At 60.6% G+C, this 22,857-nt stretch carries 20 protein-coding genes; 14 read left to right on the top strand and 6 right to left on the bottom strand.

Features of this window, described 5'->3' with window-relative positions:
• The first annotated feature begins 15 nt into the window (after positions 1 to 15).
• Positions 16 to 933, top strand: coding sequence for an AraC family transcriptional regulator (locus P0D71_RS17555; RefSeq protein ID WP_091808509.1), 918 nt, complete (start codon positions 16 to 18; stop codon positions 931 to 933).
• A 333-nt stretch (positions 934 to 1,266) separates the two neighbouring features.
• Here P0D71_RS17555 and P0D71_RS17550 read toward each other — a convergent pair whose 3' ends face one another.
• Entirely contained in the window at positions 1,267 to 2,181 is a 915-nt protein-coding gene (locus tag P0D71_RS17550; protein WP_408481244.1) for a LysR family transcriptional regulator, read from the bottom strand.
• A 313-nt stretch (positions 2,182 to 2,494) separates the two neighbouring features.
• Here P0D71_RS17550 and P0D71_RS17545 point away from each other — a divergent pair, with 313 nt between their 5' ends.
• Together P0D71_RS17545 and P0D71_RS17540 are read left to right on the top strand one after the other, a co-directional pair.
• Positions 2,495 to 3,481 (top strand): aldo/keto reductase, encoded by a 987-nt coding sequence (locus P0D71_RS17545; protein ID WP_408297912.1) that lies wholly within the window; start codon positions 2,495 to 2,497, stop codon positions 3,479 to 3,481.
• Between the two features lie 71 nt (positions 3,482 to 3,552).
• Positions 3,553 to 4,701, top strand: coding sequence for an NADH-dependent flavin oxidoreductase (locus tag P0D71_RS17540; protein ID WP_408481242.1), 1,149 nt, complete (start codon positions 3,553 to 3,555; stop codon positions 4,699 to 4,701).
• Between the two features lie 598 nt (positions 4,702 to 5,299).
• Here P0D71_RS17540 and P0D71_RS17535 read toward each other — a convergent pair.
• A complete protein-coding gene (locus P0D71_RS17535) occupies positions 5,300 to 5,788 on the bottom strand; it encodes a PliI family lysozyme inhibitor of I-type lysozyme (protein WP_408297872.1) in 489 nt (162 codons plus the stop codon).
• Between the two features lie 732 nt (positions 5,789 to 6,520).
• Here P0D71_RS17535 and P0D71_RS17530 point away from each other — a divergent pair.
• From P0D71_RS17530 to P0D71_RS17505, 6 genes are all read left to right on the top strand, one after another.
• Entirely contained in the window at positions 6,521 to 7,036 is a 516-nt protein-coding gene (locus tag P0D71_RS17530; RefSeq protein WP_408481240.1) for a hypothetical protein, read from the top strand.
• 542 nt (positions 7,037 to 7,578) lie between these two features.
• A complete protein-coding gene (locus P0D71_RS17525; RefSeq protein ID WP_408481238.1) occupies positions 7,579 to 8,484 on the top strand; it encodes a peptidylprolyl isomerase in 906 nt (301 codons plus the stop codon).
• Entirely contained in the window at positions 8,481 to 9,509 is a 1,029-nt protein-coding gene (locus P0D71_RS17520) for a HupE/UreJ family protein (protein WP_408468616.1), read from the top strand. The genes P0D71_RS17525 and P0D71_RS17520 overlap by 4 nt, the downstream gene beginning before the upstream one ends.
• 42 nt (positions 9,510 to 9,551) lie before the next feature.
• Complete coding sequence (locus P0D71_RS17515; RefSeq protein ID WP_408481237.1) at positions 9,552 to 11,501, top strand: DUF3604 domain-containing protein; 1,950 nt, start codon at positions 9,552 to 9,554, stop codon at positions 11,499 to 11,501.
• A gap of 140 nt (positions 11,502 to 11,641) precedes the next feature.
• Entirely contained in the window at positions 11,642 to 13,111 is a 1,470-nt protein-coding gene (locus tag P0D71_RS17510; RefSeq protein WP_408297862.1) for a patatin-like phospholipase family protein, read from the top strand.
• Between the two features lie 111 nt (positions 13,112 to 13,222).
• Positions 13,223 to 14,083, top strand: coding sequence for a DUF2092 domain-containing protein (locus tag P0D71_RS17505; RefSeq protein ID WP_408183845.1), 861 nt, complete (start codon positions 13,223 to 13,225; stop codon positions 14,081 to 14,083).
• A 1,510-nt stretch (positions 14,084 to 15,593) separates the two neighbouring features.
• Here the strand turns inward: P0D71_RS17505 and P0D71_RS17500 are convergent.
• From P0D71_RS17500 to P0D71_RS17490, 3 genes are all read right to left on the bottom strand, one after another.
• Positions 15,594 to 16,058, bottom strand: coding sequence for a transporter (locus tag P0D71_RS17500; RefSeq protein WP_408481235.1), 465 nt, complete (start codon positions 16,056 to 16,058; stop codon positions 15,594 to 15,596).
• A gap of 42 nt (positions 16,059 to 16,100) precedes the next feature.
• A complete protein-coding gene (locus P0D71_RS17495) occupies positions 16,101 to 16,445 on the bottom strand; it encodes a hypothetical protein (protein ID WP_408481233.1) in 345 nt (114 codons plus the stop codon).
• A 550-nt stretch (positions 16,446 to 16,995) separates the two neighbouring features.
• On the bottom strand, positions 16,996 to 17,280 hold the full coding sequence (locus tag P0D71_RS17490; protein WP_408297858.1) for a hypothetical protein: 285 nt from the start codon (positions 17,278 to 17,280) through the stop codon (positions 16,996 to 16,998).
• A 1,366-nt stretch (positions 17,281 to 18,646) separates the two neighbouring features.
• Here P0D71_RS17490 and P0D71_RS17485 point away from each other — a divergent pair.
• From P0D71_RS17485 to P0D71_RS17475, 3 genes are all read left to right on the top strand, one after another.
• Positions 18,647 to 19,054: a DoxX family protein gene (locus tag P0D71_RS17485; RefSeq protein WP_408481232.1), complete on the top strand. Its 408-nt coding sequence runs from the start codon at positions 18,647 to 18,649 to the stop codon at positions 19,052 to 19,054.
• 53 nt (positions 19,055 to 19,107) lie between these two features.
• The gene (locus P0D71_RS17480) at positions 19,108 to 19,818 is read left to right on the top strand and encodes a YoaK family protein (RefSeq protein ID WP_408481231.1); all 711 of its coding nucleotides are present in this window, start codon (positions 19,108 to 19,110) and stop codon (positions 19,816 to 19,818) included.
• A 480-nt stretch (positions 19,819 to 20,298) separates the two neighbouring features.
• Positions 20,299 to 20,892: an SOS response-associated peptidase family protein gene (locus P0D71_RS17475; protein WP_408481266.1), complete on the top strand. Its 594-nt coding sequence runs from the start codon at positions 20,299 to 20,301 to the stop codon at positions 20,890 to 20,892.
• Between the two features lie 92 nt (positions 20,893 to 20,984).
• Here the strand turns inward: P0D71_RS17475 and P0D71_RS17470 are convergent, their stop codons facing one another.
• On the bottom strand, positions 20,985 to 21,551 hold the full coding sequence (locus P0D71_RS17470) for a TetR family transcriptional regulator (protein WP_408183859.1): 567 nt from the start codon (positions 21,549 to 21,551) through the stop codon (positions 20,985 to 20,987).
• 82 nt (positions 21,552 to 21,633) lie between these two features.
• Here P0D71_RS17470 and P0D71_RS17465 point away from each other — a divergent pair, with 82 nt between their 5' ends.
• Both P0D71_RS17465 and P0D71_RS17460 read left to right on the top strand, forming a co-directional pair.
• Positions 21,634 to 22,509 carry an SDR family oxidoreductase gene (locus P0D71_RS17465; protein WP_408481230.1) on the top strand — a complete coding sequence of 292 codons (876 nt, stop codon included), beginning with the start codon at positions 21,634 to 21,636 and terminating at the stop codon, positions 22,507 to 22,509.
• Positions 22,481 to 22,651 (top strand): recombinase family protein, encoded by a 171-nt coding sequence (locus tag P0D71_RS17460; protein ID WP_408481229.1) that lies wholly within the window; start codon positions 22,481 to 22,483, stop codon positions 22,649 to 22,651. Before P0D71_RS17465 ends, P0D71_RS17460 begins: the two co-directional genes overlap by 29 nt.
• Positions 22,652 to 22,857 lie beyond the last annotated feature (206 nt).

The raw sequence follows: 22,857 nt of genomic DNA, 5'->3' as shown, positions 1-22,857 counted from the left end.
TGCAAGAGTCCGACGATGATCGATCCATTGGCCGAAGTAGTGACGCTGCTGCAGCCGGGCGCGCGTTTTTCCAAGCTGGTTCTGGGTGCGGGTTCATGGCGCGTGCGCCGCTCGGATAGCGGTCAGCCGCTCTACTACGTGATCCTCGAGGGCGCGTGCCGCATGCAGATCGACGGACGCGAGCCCATCGAGCTCGTCGCGGGAGATTTCGTGCTGATTCCCGCGGCCTATGACGTCGCGATGTCCAGCCTCGTGCCGCCACCATTGGGAGTTGAAACGCTCGCGCCGATCGCGCTGGGCAACAATGAATTCGGAATCGGCGAGCCGGACGGCTCGGTGGATTTGCGTATGATGGTCGGCCACTGCAGCTTCGGTTCACCCGACACATCGCTGCTGGTCTCTCTGCTACCGCAAATCGTGCACGTCCGCGGCGTAGAGCGGCTCGCCACCCTTGTGCAACTGGTACGCGAAGAGTCACGTGCGCAGCGGCCTGCGCGTGAGGTCGTGCTGTCACGATTGCTGGAAGTGCTGCTCATCGAGGCGCTGCGGTCCGCGGCGGAAACGACTGCGTCGCCGGGGCTGGTTCGCGGGTTATCCGATGCCCGCCTCGCGGCCGCGATCCGCGTGATGCACGAACACCCTACCCGCGCGTGGACGGTTGCTGAACTCGCGAAGGAAGCCGCCCTGTCGCGCTCCACCTTCTTTGAACGCTTCAACCGCAGGGTCGGGATGGCGCCCATGGAATATTTGCTCACCTGGCGCATGGCGCTCGCGAAGGACTTGCTACGCCGCAATGAAGGCCGTGTCGCCGAAGTGGCACAGCGCGTTGGCTACAGCTCCGCCAGCACCTTCAGCGTCGCCTTCACGCGGCACGTCGGGCGGCCGCCTGCACAATACGCGCGCGAGGAGCAGGTGGCCACCGACGACACGTAAGCCATCTGAATGTCTGAGCGAGGGGATAAACGAGTGACGCTTCCTGGCCGGGCCTCCGGGCCTGGGCCCACGGCGACCAGCCCTCGTCGACCCACAGGGGACGATCGGCGACACGCCGCATCCAGGTCGGCTTTTAAGCTATAACGGACGGTCGCCTGCGCCCTAGGAAGCACCGACGCTCCGTTTGGTTTGTCTTGAGCCAAGCGTCTTGAAGACGCACCGACTCATATAGCCAGGCTGCCACTGCCTTACGCGTATTGATTATTCGACGGTGTACACCTCTTTCCATCGAGGTGCACCCACAGTGCCTGCGAGACGCACAGGTTCTCGCGTCTATCTCTCCGGGGCTACTGTTGCTCGAAATCTCAAAGCATCAACGAGAACAGTAAATGCCGGACTCGGATGGCGCCGGCTCGGATAGTAGAGGTGATAACCGGACATCGGCATCGACCAGTCGGCGAGGACACGCACGAGTTTCCCGGCCGCGACATAGTCGCTCACGACGTCTTCCGGCAAGTATGCAAGGCCGAGCCCGGCCAGGGCGCTGTCCAACTGAAGCGTGATTGTGTTGAACGACAACTCGCTTCCAGGCCGTACTTTCAGCTCGTTCCCTTTGTTAACGAATGGCCACGACCAGACGCCGCCAGAAGTCGGAAGCCGTAGGGAAATGCATCGATGCTCCGTCAGATCGTCCGGATTCGTGGGTGTGCCATACCGTTCAAGATACGTGGGTGCGCCGACCACGCACTGTTCAAAGTCTGGGCCAATGCGCACGGCGACCATGTCTTGCGCTACCTGCATGCCAAGACGAATCCCTGCATCAAACCGTTCTGCAACGATGTCAGCCAGGCTGTAATCGTTGATGACCTCCACGCTGATATCGGGGTAGTCAGGCAGCAGCCTCGCCAACGTCGGCACCAGAATTTTCTGCGAAGCGTGCTCGACGGATGTGATCCGCAGACTCCCGGCTGGTTTGTCCCGCAGCGCGTTCAGATCGGCAAGGCCAGAGGCAATACCTTCGAAGTGAGGCGAGATCGATCTGAGCAGCCGTTCGCCTGCCTCGGTCGTGGAAACGCTGCGAGTCGTGCGCGTCAGAAGTCGGACGCCCAACCTCTCTTCGAGAGACGTAATCTTCGCGCTTAATGCAGGCTGCGAGATGCCCAGTTGCGCAGCCGCCCGCGTAAAGCTCTTATTTGTGGCGACTGACAGGAACGCGGCAAGGTCGTCCAGGCTCTCCTTCATATTCATAACCCCTTCCTATAACGGCAAGAGGATTGTGCCATCTAATCGTATGAGTTTCCCGGTGCTAGATTGGCAGTATGCACCCAGCGGACCGTCACACCCGCACACATCACGAGGCATAACCATGCTTGTTAGCGACGAAACTGCTGGATTGCTGGCCCAAACAACGCATCGTCACACTCTCCAAAGCGACAGCCGTCGCACATTCGTAAGGCGTTCAATTGCGCTGGGCGCCGTCGCTGCGGCCGAACTCACCCTTGGTATCGGCAAGTCGTATCCCCATGGCAAACCCAATACTCAACCCGTAAAAGGACAAGGTATGAAACAACGCTCATTAGGCGGATTGCAGGTCTCGGAAATCGGCGCTGGCTGCATGACTTTCGCTGGTAACTACAATGCCCCCGTTCCGAAAGACGAAGCTGTGAAGACGATCCGGACGGCTTTCGAGCATGGCGTCACATTCTTCGATACCGCCGAGGTCTATGGACCGTACCTGAGCGAGGAGTTCGTCGGTGAAGCGATTGCGCCGTTTCGTGACAAGGTGCAGATCGCCACGAAATTCGGCTTCGCTATTGACGGAACGATTGCGCTGAACAGCCGCCCAGAGCACATCCGCAAAGTTGTTGAGGAGTCTTTGAAACGCCTGCGAACCGATCGCATCGATCTTTATTACCAGCACCGCGTCGATCCAGCCGTCCCGATCGAGGATGTCGCCGGAGCGATGAAGGACCTGATCACCCAAGGAAAGGTGCTGCATTTCGGGCTTTCCGAAGCTAGTGTGAAAACAATCCGTCGCGCGCATGCCGTGCAACCAGTTACCGCGGTGCAGACGGAATACTCGCTGTGGACCCGCAATGTCGAACTCAATGGCGTACTGGCCACATGCAACGAACTGGGAATCGGCTTCGTGCCGTGGTCACCGGTGGGCCAGGGGTTCCTGACGGGCGCCTTCGACACCAACACGAAGTTCGACGAAAAGAACGACTTCCGTGCTGGATTCCCTCGGTTTTCGAAGGAATTCCTGAAGCTGAACATGCCCATCGTCGAGTGGCTCAAAGAGTACGCAGCCGCTAAAGGGGCGACACCGGCGCAGGTGTCGCTGGCCTGGCTGCTCGCGAAAGGACCCAATATCGTTCCGATTCCGGGGACGCGCACAGAGTCACATCTACTCGAAAACCTCGGTGCCCAGCGCCTTCAATTTACGGTCACTGACATTCAGGAAATCGACACGAAGCTTTCGAAATACCCTGTCTTCGGCGACCGTATGGGCAAAGAACACATGAGCCAGATCGACTATACGGTTTGATTTCAAAACGCGGTGGTGGTCAACGTTCCGCCACCGTGTTCCCGAGCCACCAGAACCTAAAGTAAAGTTACGTGAAATACAGCAAGCTTTTTGAGCCAGTAGTGCTGGCGCCTGGCCTGACCGTACGCAATCGAGTAGCGATGGCCCCAATGACAACCTGGGCTAGCAACGACGATGGCACCGTCTCCGACGAGGAGGATGCCTATTACCGCCTTCGGGTAAAGGACATCGGTTTGGTCATCACCGGCTGCACGCATGTGCAGGAAAATGGGGTTGGCTTCAATGGGGAATTTGCCGCGTACGCGGATCGCTTCATTCCAAGTCTGAAAAAACTAGCGAAGGCCGCTAAAAGCGGCGGTGCCCATGCGATCCTGCAGATTTTTCACGCTGGCGTGAAGACGTTGCCGACGCTCGTCAGCGACGTAGTAGCAGCAAGCGACGTTGAAGGTGACGCAGGCCCGTTTGCTTCAGCCCTCGTACCGCGGGAGCTTCAGGAAGAGGAAATCCTGGAGGTTATTGAGGCGTTCGCTGCCGCCACGCGACGCGCTATCGCTGCCGGCTTCGATGGCATTGAGCTTCATGGCGCACACGGCTTTTTGATCCAGAACTTCTTCTCCCCCCATTCGAATCGACGCGTTGACCGATGGGGCGGTTCGCTAGAAAACCGTATGCGGTTCCCACTCGCAGTTGTGGCGGCTGTGAAGCGAACCATCGCAGATCATGCCGATCGTCCCTTCGCGCTTGGTTATCGGATATCAGTAGAAGAAACCGTAGACGGAGGACTGGCCATCAGTGATTCCCTCCAGTTGGTCACGTGCCTGATCGATACAGGAGCGACTTATATCCACGCTTCGCTCGGCTGTGCGCTGGATCAAATACCCGCCACCGGCAGTTACGACAGGCCAATCGTTCACATCCTGCAGGATCACATAAACGGCCGTGTCCCACTGATTGCGGCAGGCGGCATCAGGACACCGGAGCAGGCCGAAGCCGGGATAAAGATGGGGCTCGCGCTTGCTGCCGTAGGTCAGGGCCTCGTAATCAACCCAGACTGGATGGTGCAGGCGCGTGAGGGTCGTGATGAAACCATCCGCCTTTCAGTTTGCGCTAACGATGTTCCGCGCGTTGGGATCCCGCAAAAGCTATGGGCTGTCATCGATGCAACGCCAGGTTGGTTCAGCATATCCGAGAATTCGCCGGAACTATCCGAGGAAGCTTGACGGTGGTGAAACGCATGCCAAAGAGCTTCGCTGCCGCCTTACAGGTTGCCCTGCGGTCCATGCCTTTGAGATCAATGAAGCGCCATCAGCAATGCCAGCCTGTGTCCGCTTGAAGCGTCGCTACGGACGTTCAAGCGGACAGATGGTTCGAGAGCTGACCGTCGCATATTGGCCGATCCCGGAAGTTCATCCCCCGGTCCACGGTTGAGCGCCCCGACTCAGCTGCGAACTTCCGTAACCGACCCACAAGAGCCCCTCGGCCCGGCATTGTCTCAATGACCGTTTCCAAGATACAACGGCCGTTCGCTCATAGGGTAGGTTGGCTGGTACTCGGCCGTTATAGCTCATCCGCGCCGCGTCGTATCCCGCGCTCAGCGAATGACCGCTACGAGCGAGGCCGGAGTCGACCCTATAGATGGTCCGGCGTTCGCTGTTCGCTGTCGTGCTGTCACTTGAGCGTGACCGTTACCACGAAGCGGACACGCAGTTTGCCGAAACCGGCAAGCCGTGCATGGGTGCCGTTCGACGACGTTTTTTTAGCGAGACTTATAGTCAGCATGCGCCAGATCGTCTTCGCCTTGTGACCGGTCCTATCTTTTCAGTTTGTCGACAAGCCGGCCCGTGACTTCGATCTCGTCGCCAGTTGCTTTTTCAGAGCAGCCACAACATCGGTCTGCGGTTGCTGGTCGCCTACCGTGGCCACCGGATGAATGCCGTTCTTGTCAACCACGTAGGCGCGCGCGCTCACATAGCCGCCGCTGCCCACTGATCGCATCTTGACGATCAAGGATGTTGGCGCACTTGGCCCCAGGTTGGCCAGAAACGCGTCTTCAACTGTCCCATCGCGCTCGTGCAGGAGGCCGAACCTGTAAAAGGTCGTGTCATCGCCGGGTTGGACATTTCCTGATGAGTAGATACGCACGGTATAACTGCCGAGTGAGCAGGCTTCCAGATCGCCAGTGGCTACCACGGCGGTTTGTTTCTCGGGCAAAGCGACCTTTTTCAGGAATTTGCAGTCGCCGGAGGCGAAGGCCGGGGCGGCGGAGAGCGAGGCACAGAACAGAGCAACGCTGGCGGAACGTTTCATGGACGGAGTCGACCTTTGCTACCACCTGATAAGGGGGTGCCTCTTTTGGCAGATGGCGACCTGACAGAGTACCCTCAATGTCTCGTTGTATTGGTCAGAGCGGAACCCATGCCGCACGACGAGCCCTCACGACACGATACAGTAGCGGCGATATGGATGAATACAGTTGCAACTGCACAACCACAACACTCCTGCTGACGGTCGATTCATGGTGCGTGAGCGGTGCTCAGCTGGATCAAAGGTAAAACTGACGCACAGAGCGTCGGGCTGCAGCAGTTGATCGCACGACGCGCGCGCAACTACCTGCGTTCCGCTGCCAACAAGAATTCGCGCGTCATCCGGGCGCTGCTATCGAGAGGGCGGGAACGAATCCGGCCCAGGCGATATCGTATTGACGACGGCGCCGCGCCCGAAGGGTTTTAAGCTTTTCGTCTGAATTTGCCATATTGGGTCATCTGTCGATGACTGGCGGGAACCAGCGGCTTCGGCCGCTAACTCGCCATAGGGCCAAGGTCCGATGTTCCCCTCTCAGGGTTGCTACTAGACTTGGATCTAGAAAGTTCAATCAGCTGGGGTCTGTAATGTGCCGTCGTTTTTTTCATGGTGCGCTTACCTGCGCCGTGCTCATGAGCCCAGCGTTGCGGGCGCAAGCCCCCCCCGCATGCGGACGCTGACAATCACTGGCAATTCGCCCTGACCCCTTACCTCTGGCTAGCCAATGCGAGCGGGTCGTTGCGATTCTCGTTGCCGGATGGCGGGGAGGCCGATGCGTCGACCGGTCCGTACAACTACCTGCAGCACCTGCGATTCGCCGCGATGCTGCAAGGCGAAGCGCGCAAGGGCGACTGGAGTATTTTCGTCGACGCGATCTACCTGAATTTTGGACGCCACTCCACTACTGTACAGACGAGGGGTAGCGGAAATCTGGAACGCGAATCAGAAGGTAGCGGCGAAACGAGTTTCAAGGGCACACTGATCCAGTTGGGCGGCGGCCGCACGATCGCGGTACTTCCGCGAGCGACCTTCGATGCGATTGCGGGCGTGCGTTATCTTGGTGTGAGCAGTTCGCTCGACGCTTCGGTCAATGCAAGTCTCGGGGGATCTGGAGCGGGTTTCAATCCCACATTCCATATGTCGCAACGGCAGGATATCTATGACGGCTTTGTCGGCGTGCGCGCTCGCGTGTCGCTGACTGGCGACGGCCGCTGGTACCTGCCGTTCTACCTCGACGTGGGCACCGGCACCTAGGACGTCACCTGGCAAGCGATAGCGGGCGTTGGTTACGCAATGAAGTGGGGCGACATAACTCTGTCGTATCGCTATCTCGCGCTCTACGGCTCGGGTGACCAGCTCGTGCAGACGCTGCGACTGAATGGCCCGGCGCTGAGTGCGACGTTCCGGTTCTAGCGCAAAGCACAGTTTCGAGTCCTTCGCTTTAACGCCTTACACACAGCCGTCCGGGTTCGTCATCGTCGGACTTTAATCGTCTGCATACGGCTGGCTAGCCTGCACGAGTTCTTCGGGGTCCGTCAAGATCCGACGGACGTAGGACCAAAGTCCAATGGCGAGAACGCAGTATTGCATCTAGAGTGCGAAAGTAATTGCTTTCTCTGAGACAACTCGTGCATGGGACGACTCGCGGCGCAAAAGCAGCCCGGCGGCCTTGTGCATCGGTTAACTCCGGTTGATGCCCACCGAGCTGGCGGTCGAGAGCGGCAGGCGCGAAACGCAAGGCCGAACTAAATTGGCAGCCAGCACCTAGTACGGTTTGCCTTGCGAAAGACTAACCCTTGGAAAAGGCAGAGGAAGCAATGACAAGGGCATATGTTCGGATGCTCACCGTGCGGCCGCTGAGGGAGCCCTTTGTCCACTTCCTGATATTGGGCGCCGTGCTGTTCGGCGTCTTCGCGCTGCTGCAGTCAAAGCGCGTGGCGTCGGATGATTCGCGCCAAGTAATTCTTATGCGGGGCGACATCGATCACCTGCGGCTGGGTTTTACAGCGCAATGGCGCCGGTCCCCGAGCGCGGCTGAGATGCAGGCGCTGCTCAACGACCGCATCAATGAAGAGGTCCTTTACCGTGAAGGCCTCGCGCTCGGATTGGACCGGGACGATACAGTCATACGGCGCCGCCTTGCGCAGAAAACCCAGTTCCTGTTGCAAGATGTCGCCGCACTGCGCGAACCGACCGCCGAGGACCTGGCGAGATATCGAAGCCAGAATGCTCATCGCTATTCGCAAGGTCCCCGCTGGACCTTCGAGCACGTCTACTTCAGCACAGCAGGCCGTCATGAGCGCGCCGAACTGGACGCCAGGGAGGCCTTGTCGCGGCTGCGCGATGCTCCAGGCGACATCCGAGCGAAAAACCTCGGCGATCCCTCGCTACTCGACCTGCGCCAGACCGCACGGAGCCAGACGCAGTTGCGCGATCTTTTCGGTCCGGAGTTCGCGAGCGCTGTCACCACCGCGTCGGCGCTATCGGTAGGGACTTGGGCCGGTCCGTTTCGATCGAGCTACGGTTGGCATCTGGTGCGACTGGAAGCTTGCAGCGAGCCGCCGGGCGAAGACGCCGCCGACCTCGACCGCCGCTTGCGAACCGACTGGGCCGAAGAACAGCAGCGTGAGCTCAATGCGCAAGCCATGGCCCGGTTGCGCGCCCGCTACAGTGTCGTCGTGAACGACACACCGAAGCCATGAAGCCGGACGGCCTGCTGTCGTCGTGGGCAATCCGATTGTTACTCGCGGCGGCTGTGTGTGCGCACGCGATGCCGATTTTGGCGCACGAAGTGCGTCCGGCCTATCTCGAGATCACGGAGTCGACACCTTCACGCTTTGCGGTACTCCTCAAGCTCCCACAGGTGGGCGAGCAGGTGCTCGGGCTTGCTCCGGTCTGGCCGGATCGCTGCATCGATGCTTCGACGCCCAGCCGTGAGCTACTGGGCCATTTCGCGATCGACCGCCGGCTAGTGGATTGTCGAGGCGGCCTTGCCGGTCAACGTATCGAAATTGATGGTCTGGCTACTACGATGACCGACGTGCTGGTGCGCATCCAGTTTCTCGACGGCCGGGTGCAGACCGAATTGCTTAAACCGACCCGGCCGGCTCTGGTCGTGGCTGACCGCACGTCAGCCTGGGACGTGGCGGCCAGCTATTTCGCGCTTGGCGTCGAGCACATTCTGACAGGTGTCGATCACCTGCTGTTCGTGTTGGGACTGGTGCTCATCGTCAAGGGCGGCGTGAGGCTGGTGAAGACGGTAACTGCATTCACGGTCGCCCATTCGATCACACTCGCGCTCGCCACGCTCGGCATCGTGCACGTGCCCCAGGCACCGGTGGAGGCCGTCATCGCGCTGTCGATCGTATTCGTAGCCAACGAAATCGCGCAGCGCCACCGGCGGGGTGCAGCCGTCGCCTCAAGCCCCGGTTTCACCGCCCGGCGGCCCTGGCTGGTGGCGTTCGTCTTCGGTTTGCTGCATGGTCTAGGCTTTGCTGGCGCACTGGCCGAGGTTGGGCTACCGCAGGTTGACATCCCACTTGCGCTGCTGACCTTCAACGTTGGTGTGGAGGCTGGGCAGTTGAGCTTTATCGCAGCCGTGCTCGCCGTAATGGCGCTTACCCGCCGGATGCGCTGGACAGCGCTGCATTGGTTGGCCCCGCTGCCGTCCTATGCCATCGGCACGCTGGCCATGTTCTGGGTCATCCAGCGGGTGGCAATGTTCTGACGCATGCATGCATGACGAGCAACACGATAGCTGGAGAGCACCATGAGCATGCGTAAGCTTGGCGCAACTGCCGCGATGGTCGCCTTCGCCACTCTGTCGCCAGGGTGGAGCGCGGCAGCCGCTGACCCGTCGGCTACTGACGTCGGCACCCTCGATCATGAAGCCGCAGAGAAAGCCTTTCCCAATGCCCCGTACTCGCCCTACGCGGGCCGCAGCTTTCCGACGCGTCCATTCTTCGGCGATACCCATTTGCATACATCGTATTCGATGGACGCCGGCGCTTTCGGCGCTCGTCTCGGGCCGAAAGAGGCCTACCGCTTTGCGAAGGGCGAAGAGGTCACCGCTTCCAGCGGGCAGCGCGCGAAGCTATCGCGTCCGCTCGACTTCCTCGTCGTAACCGATCACTCCGACAACATGGGCTTCTTCCCCGACTTGCTCGCCGGCAAGCCGGAAATGCTGGCCGATCCGACCGGACGCCGGTGGTACGACATGGTGCAGGAGGGAAAGGGCGGCGACGCTGCAATGGAGATCATCGTCGCTTTCTCGCAGGGAAAGTTTCCGCCAGCGCTGCTGTACAGCCCTGGCAGCACACCCTACCGCTCGGCTTGGCGCGAGACGATCAAGGCGGCGGAAGAGGCGAATGACCCGGGCCGCTTCACCGCATTCATTGGCTACGAATGGACCTCCAACACGGGCGGCAACAACCTGCACCGCAACGTGATATTTCGCGATGATGGCCGGCGCGCCAGCATGGTTGAACCTTTCACTGTCCTTCCTCCGCTCGGTAGCGACAACCCGCGCGATCTGTGGAAATGGATGGCGGCCTACGAGCAGAAGACCGGCGGTAATGTGCTGGCCATTGCTCACAACGGCAACCTGAGTAATGGACGCATGTTCCCCGTCATCGAGTCGTTCGGCGGCAAGCCGATCGATCGCGCTTACGCGGAGACGCGGGCGCGCTGGGAGCGGCTTTATGAAGCGACTCAGATCAAGGGCGATGGTGAAACCCATCCTTTCCTGTCTCCCAACGACGAGTTTGCCAATTTCGAACGCTGGGACAAGGGCAACCTCGATTCCAGCGAACTCAAGAAGCCGGAGATGCTGCAGTACGAATACGCACGTTCGGCCTTAAAGACCGGCCTGAAGCTCGAACAAAAGCTGGGTGTGAATCCGTACAAGTTCGGCATGGTCGGCTCGACCGATGCCCATACCGGACTTACGGCCGTGGAGGAAGACAACTTCTTCGGCAAGACCTCGAGCTCCGAACCAGGCAAGGACCGCGCGATGCACCCTTTCATGAAGACCGACAAGGCTGTCATCATGGGCTGGGAGCAGAGTTCGTCGGGCTATGCGGCGGTGTGGGCCAACGAGAACACCCGCGAATCGATCTTCGACGCCATGCAGCGCAAGGAGGTTTACGCGACCACGGGTCCTCGCATGGTGGTGCGCTTTTTCGGAGGCTTCGATTTCGATGCCCTGGACGCGAGGACCCGCATGCCGGCCGCGATCGGCTACCACAAGGGCGTGCCGATGGGCGGCGACCTGCGCGACGCGCCGAAGGGCAAGGCGCCGACCTTCATGGTAGCGGCGCTGAAGGATCCGATTGGCGCCAATCTCGACCGCATCCAGATTGTGAAGGGTTGGCTGGACCGGCAGGGCGAATTGCAGGAGAAGGTCTACGACGTCGTGTGGTCGGACAAGCGAACCCCTGGTGCCGACGGCAAGCTGCCGGCCGTGGGCAACACCGTCGACGTGCCCAACGCTACCTACAGCAACTCCATCGGCGATCCAGAACTCATCACGGTTTGGCGTGATCCGGATTTCGACGCCGGCTTGCGAGCCTTCTACTATGCCCGCGTGATCGAAATCCCGACACCGCGCTGGACCGCCTATGACGCGAAGTACTTCAAGGTCAGGATGCCGCCCGAAGTACCAATGACTATCCAGGAGCGCGCCTACACATCGCCGATCTGGTACACGCCGCGGTCCTGAAGAGCTGGCTCGCTTACTTTCAGGAGTGGCTCGCCCTCGGCGTGATAGCGGCGGAAGCAAACCCGAAGCCGACGCACATAAGATCCGAGCGCCGGGGAACCGATAGAAGTGAATGCTGTATGAAGCGATCCGGAGGACACGTGATTCGATTACCGACGCCACCATGGCTGGTACTTGCGTTGTTGCTCCTGCTCGGCGGCTGCGCTAGCCGTCCGATCAACCCGCCGATTACCCACGCCGATCCGAATACCGGCTACCGATTCGTCACGCGCCCGCAGTATTCGACGGCCGACGAAAACCTGGTGGTGCTTGCCTTTTCGGGCGGCGGCACACGCGCTGCCGCGTTCTCGTACGGCGTCCTCGAGTTTCTACGGAATACCCAGGTCGTCGGACCTAAAGGCAAGTCACGCCTGCTTGATCATGTCGGCGTAATCACTGGCGTGTCGGGCGGCAGCTTTACCGCGCTCGCCTACGGGCTCTACGGTGACAAGCTCTTCGACGACTACGAACAGCGCTTTCTCAAACGCGACGTGCAGGGGGCGATCACTTCACGCACTTTAAACCCGACCTACTGGCCGTCACTGTGGTCAAGCGGCTGGGGTCGTTCGGAACTGGCGGCCGATCTATACGACGAGATCCTGTTCAACGGCGCGACGTTTGGCGATCTTGATCGCGGGAAAGGCCCGTTCATCATCGCATCGGCCACTGACATTTCCACCGGGGCCCGTCTGCCTTTTACCCAGGCCACCTTCGACGTGCTCTGCTCGGATCTGAGTGCGATACGCCTTTCCCGTGCCGCGGCCGCATCGTCGGCAGTACCGGTGGTGCTCTCGCCCATTACGCTGAACAATTACGGCGGCACGTGCGGCTACGCGCCACCCGCCTGGATCAAGCCGTTTGTCGACTCCGTCGACCCGCCGCGGCCAGCGGCACGCGCGACCCGCCATTTGAAGGAGGAGGCGGAGTTCGGGGATGGCGTCAACCGGCCATACATCCATGTCGTGGACGGCGGCGTTTCGGACAACGTCGGCATGCGGAGCGTGCTGGATTCGCTGGAGATCATGGAAGCGCTGCAGTCAGTCGGTCAGTCCACGCCACTCGATCATATCCGCAGGATCATCGTTTTTGTCGTCAACTCGGTATCTACGCCCAAGACCGTATGGGACACGTCTGAATCCCCGCCGGGCACGCTGCAGATACTGGTGAAAGCGGCGGGCGTTCCGATCGACCACTATTCCTACGAGGCGACTGAACTGTTGAGGGACAAGCAGGCACAGTGGCAATCCATGCGCCGGATCCGCGAGGCGCCTGTCTATGCCACCAACAAGGATATGGCCATAGCAAAGGCATTGCGTACCCCGGACACGACGATCTATGCCATCGACGTGTCGTTCGCCCAGTTGACGGACCAGACAGAACTGGATTACCTGAATGAGCAGCCCACGTCGTTCTCCCTGTCGGCCGAGGCCGTCGACCGCCTGCGCGCCGCTGCGGGGAAGATCATCATGGCGTCGCCCGAATTCCAGCGGCTGCTGCAGGACGTTGGGGGCAAAATCGTGAGTGACCCGACGCGCACCGGGGCGGCAGCAACGGTACCCGCCGCGAAGTAGCGCTCGCTGGAACGCCCCGTGCGCTTGTTGTAGCCGCTCCCCTCGACCGGGCTGCGGCTTCTGGGTCCTCGCCGGTCGGACCGGAATGCATTTGTTAGAAGGAGTCAGTTCATGCGATTAACCATTGAAGCGTGGCGCTGTGCAGCCAGGGGCTTATGCATCGCGGCGACGGTACTGACCGCCGCGCCTGCCGCCTACTCCGCCCCCGCGCAGAAAGAACCAGCGGCGCGTGCCGCGGTAGCCGAGCCCGAGACCGCTGCGCAAACCCAGGCACGTGCGATTCTGATGAAAATGGCGGAGTTCCTTGGCGGGACGCCTAGCTTTCGCGTCGGTGTGCGCAGCGGGTACGATGCCGTGCAGCCGTCCGGGCAGAAGATCGAATTCGGCGAATACCGCACCGTTACGTTGAGCCGGCCCGATCGCATGCGCGTGGAAAGCGAGCGCAGCGATGGCGCAAAAACGCTCGTTGTGCTCACCGGGAAAGAGATCGTTCTCGTCGACCTCGCGAGCAAAGTCTATGCAACGACGCCGCAACCAGGCACGCTGGACGAGAGCATCGTGTATTTCGTCAGGGATCTCGGCATGCGCCTGCCGCTCGCGGCGCTGCTGTTGAACCGGCTGCCCGAAGAATTGCAAGCCCGGGTACGATCGGTGGACTATGTGGAGAAGACGAGTATCTACGGCACTGCGTCCTATCATCTGGCCGCGCGTACCGACACGGTGGATTTTCAGGTGTGGATATCAGATGGCGACAAGCCTCTGCTGCAGCGAATCGTACTGACTTACAAAAAGGCGGTGGGCCAGCCTCAGTTCTGGGCGGAATTTGTCGGCTGGGATCTCGCGCCCGGGCTGAACGATGCGACGTTCTCGGCTCAGATTCCCGATGGCCTGCAAAAGGTCGCGTTCGCAGCGCAGCTTCCGCGTGCGTCGCCAACGGCTCGCCAGTCGTCTGCGAAGAAGGGAGTCAAGTGATGAAAACAGGATCATGGGATGGTGCCGTCACGGCACTGGTCGCCGCAGTACTCGCGGTGGGCTCGATGAATCAAGCAGACGCACGAGGCGAAAGAGGCGGCAGTGCTCGTGGTGGTGGCGGCGATGGAGGCTTTTCCCGCGGCGGGGCGGCATCGGCTGGAGCTTTGTCCTCCGGCGGCACAACCGCAGCGCAAGGCGCTTCGCGATCTGGCGGCAACCAGCGGGCGACAGCCCAACAGGGGCAGGCCTCGCGCCAGGCTACAGCGACTTCAACTTCAAGTGCGAATCAGAGTGCGCGCCAGAGTTCGGCGAGTTCGATGCAGGCAACCTCCAGCCAGAATCAGGCGAACCGACAGCAGAGCACGAGCGGGAACCAGGCCCAGCGCCAGGCTACGTCGAGCCAGAACCAGAGCGCGCGACAGACCGCGGCGGCACAAACTAGCAGCCAAAACCAGAGCGCGCGACAGTCCACCGCCAAGGAGATGCAGAACACGCGTGCTACGAACGTGACCAATGTGCAGAACAACTACAATGGTAATTGCAACAACTGCTCCGACTCCGACTGGGACAGCGGCTCCGCGGCGGCCGGATTTGTGGCTGGGGCAATGGTGGTCGGTGCAGCCGCTGCCGCAACCACACCGCCACCCGCGCCCACTACCACCGTCGTCGTCGCTTCGCCTGCGCCCACACCCGCACCTGTCGCGCCGCCTTGCAACGTAGCCCCCGTCGCCGTTAAGGAGGCGACGTACTATAAGTGTGGCACGACCTGGTACGCGGCGGGATATGGGAGCAGCGGCGTGGTGTACACGCCAGTTCCGCCGCCGCCCGGATACTGATCGCGGTCGCCTCGCGGCACGGCCGGCGCTGACCGCAGGCCGGGACGAGGCCGACGCTCGAATGTCAGCATGAAAGCACGGACCAACGTGCCCTCCTGGGCGGGGATGCTGTCCTCGGCGGTCGGCCTTACCGGACCTCTCCGGTTATCGGCCCCGGACCACCTCAACGGGAGTGAAGCGAGTGTCAACGGTCATTACCGCCGCCGTTGTGGACACTTGATCGGCGAATCCGCTAACAGGAAAGGCATACAGGGCATCGCTAGAACTGCTAATCTGGCAAGGTTTCCTCTGCCAAAACCGTGAGTGCATCGCGCACGCCCGAGGCTGCGATTTGTGCGATAGATGTGTCGTTCGCGCAGTCGGCGGAGAAGGACGTGAAGCCAATCTGAATATCTAAATAAATCCACACAATCTTTTTCTGCAGCACACGGTGGTTGCCCGGTTGTCCCCGTCCCGGGACGGATCATCATGCGTCCCCTCGTACCAGCGCCTGTTCGGTATCAGAGGAAAGCTCGAGGTGGATCTATCACCCACAAGCCGGGAAGTCGTCCGCCGTGGCGGGAAATAGCGGCGACACGAATTTCCACGCTCAGTCAGCGATTGAACCAACGGTATTGGAGCGCGACCGCGACGGTCTGGAAATTTCTGCCGATGCGAGTCGTTAGCCCACGCGATCATGCGAGTTTGGTTGACCATTGCGCAGCAAGACGAACCGACAAGGTGATCCCATAGCGAGTACTGCTTTGCAGATCCTGGTTCTGGACTGCATTGATGCTGGTCCGGCCGCCCGTGAGATACGTAACGTCTGCGGCAATCCACAGTCCGGGCCGCCACGTGTAGCCTCCATGCCATTGGAGCACGGCCAGCGGAGACTGGCTTCGTCGCTTGCCACCAAAAAAGTCCGTATTGTCGGTGAACACCCACACCCCAGCGGCGCCTTCTACAAACCAGTTGCCGACTGGCTGGGACAATCCGAGCTCAGGTTTGAACGCCCATCGGTTCGAACCCACGTTGATGATACGGGCGGACTGATATTGGCCGGTCGGCGCCACCACGCTCAGGCTGGCACCCAGTATGGTGTTCGGGCTACGTTGGGCAAATTCCTCTGGCGTGAGCGCGGGACCACCCAACAGATTCACGGCAATCCGGAACCGTACATCGCCTAGCCCCGAACGCCAAGCCTAGCCAGGCACGCCTGCCACATTCCCCGTCAGGTTTGCATTGGCATACGGCAGCAACACCGCAATGCTGGCGAGATGTCCCGCGACGCCAAAGCTGTGAGAATAGCCTAGTGAATACGTATTGATTCGGGCTTGAAGATCGGTGATCGGCAGCGAAGGGTCCAGCGATACGTCGCCGGTCGATCGAGCATAGCCCGCCACCGCGAAGTTCGTTCCAACCGGGACGGCCGAATAGCTGCGCGGCTCCATTTCCTGCGCGGACGCAACTATGGACCACACAAGCGCTATGCCCGCCCACCAAGACTGAAAGCGCCAAATCTTTCTTTTCTTTTTGTCAAACCGCAATCCGCAGGGTGTCCGGCATGGACTGCGCAATGTGAGCCAATCGACGCTCCCGGCATTGTCATGAGTTCCTCGCGCCCGCTTGCAGAATGCGCGCGACGTACGGCGCGACCATTTTTGGCTCGATGCGCAAGCCAGATGCGCGCGTTTTGACGTCGGGGGCGGAATCCCGGCCGACCCCACACCCCGGCGGGGCAGCAACAGCGGTACCGGCAGCTTAATAGCGCCCACGCGAAGTTCCCGTGACGCTATCATTGTCATGTCAGTTGTACCTTGGCGGTGAACGGTCGGATAGTATCGAACGCCACTCGCTATAGTCCTCAAGCACCGTTTTCCACTTCGCTCCGATAGATAAGCCCACCCTTGTTCCAGGCCATGTTCTGCTTCTTCCTGGCCACCGTCTGCTCGCGCTCTTCCGATACACGAACGTGCTCAACCGTCACCTGAACCTGCCCAGGTTTCTGCCTTATCAAGCGGAGCTGTTTTCCGCCATAGACCAATCAGAATGCCAAAGCTACCGCTGACAGCGGTGGTCGAAGAGTAGCAATATCATTTAATTACATCCCTTATTATTCGCAGTCTTGACGCACGTCTTGCCGCTTGGGCTCTTGTATACGCCCTTGCCATTTTTGGTCTTGGCTTCTCCGCCCTTGCTCGACTGGGTGGTGGTTACGCCGCCCGAATCCTTCTCAGACTTCCAGGCGGTGCCCGTATTGCTGTTATAGCCGCCGGCTTTCTGCCCGTTGTCGCAGACTGTGCGCCCGGTGGCGCTTGTTCTGCACTCGGCGAATGCACTAGAAGAAAGTACTACACATGCCAGTATCACCAAGATTTTCATAGTCGTCTCCGGACATGGTCGGCACAAGACCGTTGTTTTGGTGTGTGCGTGATTGAATGGTAGTGCATCGCTAGCGTTGTCCGGGCAACTGAAAGGGAGGGACGACGGTAGCGCCGCGACTGCGAGCACCATCGGCTCGCACTCTTCGCGATAGCAATCCTCACAACGCGTGCTCCGCCGACAAGGGTCAGTCGCGGTGGTGACAGTCGGCGCAAACGGTTCGCTCCTTACCACAACGGCGACCTCACCCGTCAATGCGATCACGATGACCGATGCTGGTCTGGTGGAAGATGTGTCTCTCCCGGGAGCGAAGGTCTCGCTGACTCAAAATTTGAGTCAGCGATCGCCGCGTGCGTTTTGCGAGGCCTCGGTCGGCTGGTCAGCTGGTCAGCTGGTCAGCTGGTCAGCTGGTCAGCTTTAAGAGTAACGGCTGTTTGCGGGTGTGCAGGCGACGCTCGAGCGTCGAGGGCGACGATAGATCCGAATGTCCCTTGGTGGCCGGTTAGTAGCTCTGGCATCAGCGTTGGCCGTTGAGAAAATCGAACCAGCCGTGCGCCTAAGCGCAGCCGTGATTAGGAATGCCCGAACCGGCCAGCGTCTGGTCGAAGAATGTCATGCAGGGTCGGGAATCTCATCCAGACGTACGTACGGTAGCCTGCATCGCTCATTCGAACAGTCACCTCCGGTTTCTCAGGTCTTGGTGGCAACTCTTCGCGACTTTCGTTTAGTGCAGCGGGGAGACAGCGCGCAACGAGGTCCCACACACCGCTCGCCCATCTCGGATAACTGCGCACAACAGCGCGTCCCCTACCTCACCGAGAACCGCATCTTCAGGATGACCCAGTAATCCGCGAGCGCCCCCACTCACCCGTGCGATGTCCACCGTCGCGATGATGCCCTTTCCGCTTTCCAGTCCATCGGGCAACAACTCAATGGCGACTCGAAGCATCCGCTTCTCCTTTTGATGACCCTTTCATTCGGTACAGCAGTCCTGCCACGGCATACCTGATCGAGGAGTCTGAATGCCGGGCGGGCACGGTTTCTCCGCTTGCGCTTTCGCCCATGCAACCCGAGCATTATGAGTGCCCGACTTCTGCACGCCGAAACGCGGTCTCATCGACGTGTTCTGATGCGATGGCCTTGGCGGCGGCATGGTGACGCCCCGCCAGCGCGCGATAAAGCAAAATTAAGAACGGTTAACGCGCGCATCAGGACTTTCCGGGTCGCGTTCTGTAGCCTGTCGGCTTGAGACACATAACCGCCGCACGCCCCCCAACGATCAAGGAGTCGACATGAACCTGCCCCGCCGGTCCGCTCGTGGTCGACGTGCCACTTCGGCCACCTCAACCACATTGTGCACTCACCCGTGACGCGCTTTTCGCCGACCGATGCCGCGCTGCTGTTCCTACGCGTGAGCGCCAGCGTCCTCGTGTTGCTGGTGCATGGCTTGCCGAAAGCCTTGCACTACTCGCAGGAGTTAAACGCGATCGACGATCCGCTTCACATGGGTAAGACGCTGACCTTCTGGTTCGCGCTTTTCGCCGAAGTGGCGTGCCCGCTTCTGATGATCGCCGGCATCGCGACGCGCCTCGCCGCATTGCCGCTTCTGGCTATCACGTTGATTGCACTCGGCTTCGTGCATCGCGAATGGACGCTCTTCGAAGCCCAGTTCGCATGGATGCTTCTGATCATGTTCGGAACCGTCGCCATCGGCGGGGCGGGACGTTATCGGGTCATCATGCGTCCGCGCGCACCCGCGCGCGGACAAGCCTGACGCGCGTCGCATCATTTCCCAGCCCCTACCACGCCATGCCCCAGACGACACTCATGCGCGACGCACCCGCTCCAGCACTCGACCATCTGCCGGGTGAGGACACCTGGCTCGCGTCGATCGCGGGATACGTCGATACGCTCGGCTTTATCGCTCTATTCGGCCTTTTCACGGCGCACGTTACGGGCAACTTCATCCTCATTGGCTCGGGGCTGGCGGGTGCCGGTCAGGGCCTGCTGATCAAATGGCTGGCGTTTCCCGCGTTTGTCTGCGGAATCATCGCGGCGCGCGTGCTGTACAACCTGCTGTCGCCGCGCAGTCACGGCACACGCGCGTTTGCGCTGTATGTGATGCAGGCCGTGCTGCTCGCCGGGTTCATGGCGGCTGGCGTCGTCGCAGCGCCCATCACCAGTCCGGATACGCCGATTTCAATTGCTTGCGGCCTGCTCGGCGCTGCCGCGATGGGCGTGCAGAACGCCCACGGACGCCTGACTGCGCGCTCGGTTGTCGCGAACACGGTGATGACGGGCAACGTGACTCAAGCCGTAATTGACGCCTTCGACTTGCTCACTTCTCGGCACGACACCAAGAGCCGTCAGACTGCGCGCACTCGGCTCATGCGAACCCTGCCGCCCGTAGCGGGGTTCGCGATCGGCGCCAGCGCCGGTGCTGCGGGCTTTCTGATCGCCTCTTTCTGGGCGCTGCTCTTGCCGCTCTTGGCGCTGTGCGTGCTCGCTTCGTGCGCGTGGCACGCGCGCGGCCGCTGACTCGCGTCTTCGGAGCCGCATGCGCGCAACGAACAGGCTCGCGCCAGTGCAATTCGTCGTGCGCTCGATATTTTGATTGGCGCGCGCGTGGCACCGGCCAAAGTCCCGATCACTGCCCCGGATAGTGTCCCGCCGCGATGTCCTCGAGTAACGTCGGATGAACTGGCCGTGCACTTTCGCATACTCGGAAATCGCCTGCTTTTGCGCATCCGGGGAGAATTGCTGCTGGTCGGTTGACATGCGTATGTACTGCGCCGCGGCGTGCGCGCGGGTTGGCATCGAGCAGATGGCTGAAGCGCTTTCGACGGTTGTCATCGCGCGTAACCCTCACAGCAAACCTTATTGATAGAGGCGCAATTTGCTAAGTCAAGCCGTATTGTTCGTCACGCACGCCCGCAACCAGGGTTCCGTCCAGTAGACCCTTAGGCGGCGGGGCACGGACGACGCGCTTTGCGCGAACAAATCAACTGGAGGTCCAAGGTGTTTTACTCGGCTCAAATCAAGGCGGATTATCAAAGGTTTGTGCGCACCTTCGGCGCGTTGATGGATATTGCAGAATTCACTCGGCTGTTCTTCGAGCGTGCGGAAGGTGTTAGCAGAGCCAAGGTACCTAAGGCGATGGAAGACGCTTTCAGGTCTCCGCACACTGAGGCCGAACGTGAAATCAAGGTCCTTATCGACCAGTTCAACGCTGACCAGACAACCAAACTTGAACAGGACCTGTTTTATGAAAATGTCAGCAAGGCCAGGATGGAAGGAACGCTATCCGAATCTCATGAGCGAGACGCGAACGTTGTTCTGGAGTTTCGCCCGAGCAACGGCGAGCTGATGCATGCCGCCTGTTTGTGGTCTCGATGGAGCGCCCCCGCTGAGCCAGATTTGCTCTCATTTGCGGCCATCACTGACGAGCCGCCGCCTGAAGTCGCTGCGGCCGGTCACGACCGGTGCATTATTCCTATCAAGCCGGAAAACCTGGATAACTGGCTCAATCCGGACGCGTCGAATTTGGAGGCAATGTACGCGATACTCGATGACAGGGACCGGCCGGACTACGAGCATCGACTTGCGGCGTAGTTATTAACCCGGCGAACATCGGTGGTGGCGGGGTCGGCGCGGCGGTGCGCATCTCAGTGGCCGTGGAGCAAGACCGCGACTTCGAGGTGACGTCAGAGTGAAGTCAGCCTCCGCAATCGCACAAGCGATTCGCTCACGATCTCGCCATATTCACGCTCGTCAGCGTCGGCAATCCACTGGCCGAACGCGACCCGGAAAACCGCAATGCCCGCCTCGGCGACGAGGCTCGCGTCTGCCTCCTGCACACCGCGCAAACGCAGGGCGTCGGCGAGTGCGCCTGACAGCGTCGCCAGTTTGATCAACTCCCGCTCGTGCAACTCTGGATTGGCGGCAATCACCGCATGGCGCACGCGCGCGTAAGGCCGGCGCTCGGCGGTGAAAAATTCGCCGGCGGTTGCGAGAGCCGCGGCGACCGCGTCGATAGCCGATGCGTCAGCCGGTGCTTGCGCGAGCGCTTCGACCATCGTCTGCTGCAACTGCTCGGAGCCTTTGAAAAGGACCTCTCGTTTGTCGGTGAAATAGCGAAAAAACGTACGCGGCGTCAGGCCGGCACGCTGTGCGATGGCGGCCACCGTCGTGCCCTCGAAACCGACTTCCTTGAACAGCTCAATCGCGGCGACAAGAAAGCGCTGCTCTGCGTTGGGTTCCCAGCGACCCATGATCCCTTCCAGAAACGTGTTGACACTGTGTGACATCATAGCGCTATACTGATGTCACTTAATGACATCAACGGAGCATGCCATGCGAATTCTCGTCACTGGTGCGTCGGGTTGGATTGGATCCGCGAGCGTCACGGAACTCATCGACGCCGGTCATCATGTGCTCGGCCTCGCTCGTAGCGATGAGGCTGCCGCGAAGATCGCCGCGCTCGGCGCGCAAGTGGTGCGCGGCGGCCTCGACGATCTCGACGGCCTGCGCGCCGCGGCCACGATGGCCGAAGGCATCGTGCATCTCGGCTACAACCACGACTTTTCGCAAATGGCTGCGGCGGCCCAGACCGATCGCGCGGCCATCGAAACATTCGCGGATGTGCTCAGCGGCACGGGCGGACCGCTGCTGATCGCGTCCGGCACCCTCGGCCTCGCGACGGGGCGCGTCGGTATCGAAAGCGACACGCCGCGCCCAGACGACCACCCGCGTCTCGCCAATGCAGCGTATGTGCTCGGGTTGCGGGAGCGCGGCATCCGTTCGATGGTGGTGCGCTTTGCACCCACGGTGCATGGCGCCGGTGGGGATCACGGATTCGTTGCGGTACTCGCGAGAATCGCGCGCCAACGCGGCGCGTCGGCTTATATCGGCGATGGGCAGAATCGCTGGCCCGCAGTGAATCGGCTCGACGCCGGCAAGCTGGTGCGCCTCGCGATCGACAAGGCGCCGGCCGGCTCCGCGCTGCACGCGGTCGCCGAAGAAGGCGTTACCACCCGCGAGATCGCCGGCGCGCTCGGCCGATTCCTGGACGTGCCGGTCGAGTCGATTCCCGCCGATCAGGCGCAGTCGCGATTCGAGTGGCTCAGCATGTTCTTCGGCGCCGACATCCCCGCATCGAGCGCCCACACGCGCTCGCTGCTCGGTTGGGAGCATCCAGGTCGTGCGTACCTACGAGGATGCAGGGCTTAGCGGCCTCACGCTCCGTGAACGACCAGCACTGGTGCGCCTGCTTATTGACGTGCGCAATTCGGACCGTGATTTCGACACTGTGCTTGTGCTCGACATCTCGCGATGGGGCCGATTTCAAGGCAGTCTAGCTCCGACGCTCTGAACTGACATGCAACATACGTATGAGGCCAATTCAGACCTCATTAGGTGGAGAAATTTCCTTCAAGGCGATTACATCTAACTTTAGGTGGATTGCCCTTGGGGGGCACTCGAACGCCGCGCCAATCTCCACCTAAAGCTTGCATGCAATTCGGTCTCGATCGCGGTGGCACAAGGCTTCTGCGACGAGCAATTTCATATCAAGTTTGC

The organism is Paraburkholderia sp. RL17-383-BIF-A, from assembly GCF_046028015.1.
GTDB lineage: Bacteria > Pseudomonadota > Gammaproteobacteria > Burkholderiales > Burkholderiaceae > Paraburkholderia.
Note: the sequence above shows the minus strand (reverse complement) of the source record. Positions and strands in the feature narration are given on the sequence as shown.

Bases quoted from the DNA above. Each gene is read 5' to 3' on its own strand.
- P0D71_RS17545 (WP_408297912.1), top strand. From the start codon at position 2,495: ATGAAACAACGCTCATTAGGCGGATTGCAGGTCTCGGAAATCGGCGCT.
- P0D71_RS17550 (WP_408481244.1), bottom strand. From the start codon at position 2,181: ATGAATATGAAGGAGAGCCTGGACGACCTTGCCGCGTTCCTGTCAGTC.
- P0D71_RS17555 (WP_091808509.1), top strand. From the start codon at position 16: ATGATCGATCCATTGGCCGAAGTAGTGACGCTGCTGCAGCCGGGCGCG.
- P0D71_RS17465 (WP_408481230.1), top strand. From the start codon at position 21,634: ATGCGAATTCTCGTCACTGGTGCGTCGGGTTGGATTGGATCCGCGAGC.
- P0D71_RS17505 (WP_408183845.1), top strand. From the start codon at position 13,223: ATGCGATTAACCATTGAAGCGTGGCGCTGTGCAGCCAGGGGCTTATGC.
- P0D71_RS17490 (WP_408297858.1), bottom strand. From the start codon at position 17,280: ATGAAAATCTTGGTGATACTGGCATGTGTAGTACTTTCTTCTAGTGCA.
- P0D71_RS17520 (WP_408468616.1), top strand. From the start codon at position 8,481: ATGAAGCCGGACGGCCTGCTGTCGTCGTGGGCAATCCGATTGTTACTC.
- P0D71_RS17535 (WP_408297872.1), bottom strand. From the start codon at position 5,788: ATGAAACGTTCCGCCAGCGTTGCTCTGTTCTGTGCCTCGCTCTCCGCC.
- P0D71_RS17470 (WP_408183859.1), bottom strand. From the start codon at position 21,551: ATGGGTCGCTGGGAACCCAACGCAGAGCAGCGCTTTCTTGTCGCCGCG.
- P0D71_RS17515 (WP_408481237.1), top strand. From the start codon at position 9,552: ATGAGCATGCGTAAGCTTGGCGCAACTGCCGCGATGGTCGCCTTCGCC.
- P0D71_RS17480 (WP_408481231.1), top strand. From the start codon at position 19,108: ATGCGCGACGCACCCGCTCCAGCACTCGACCATCTGCCGGGTGAGGAC.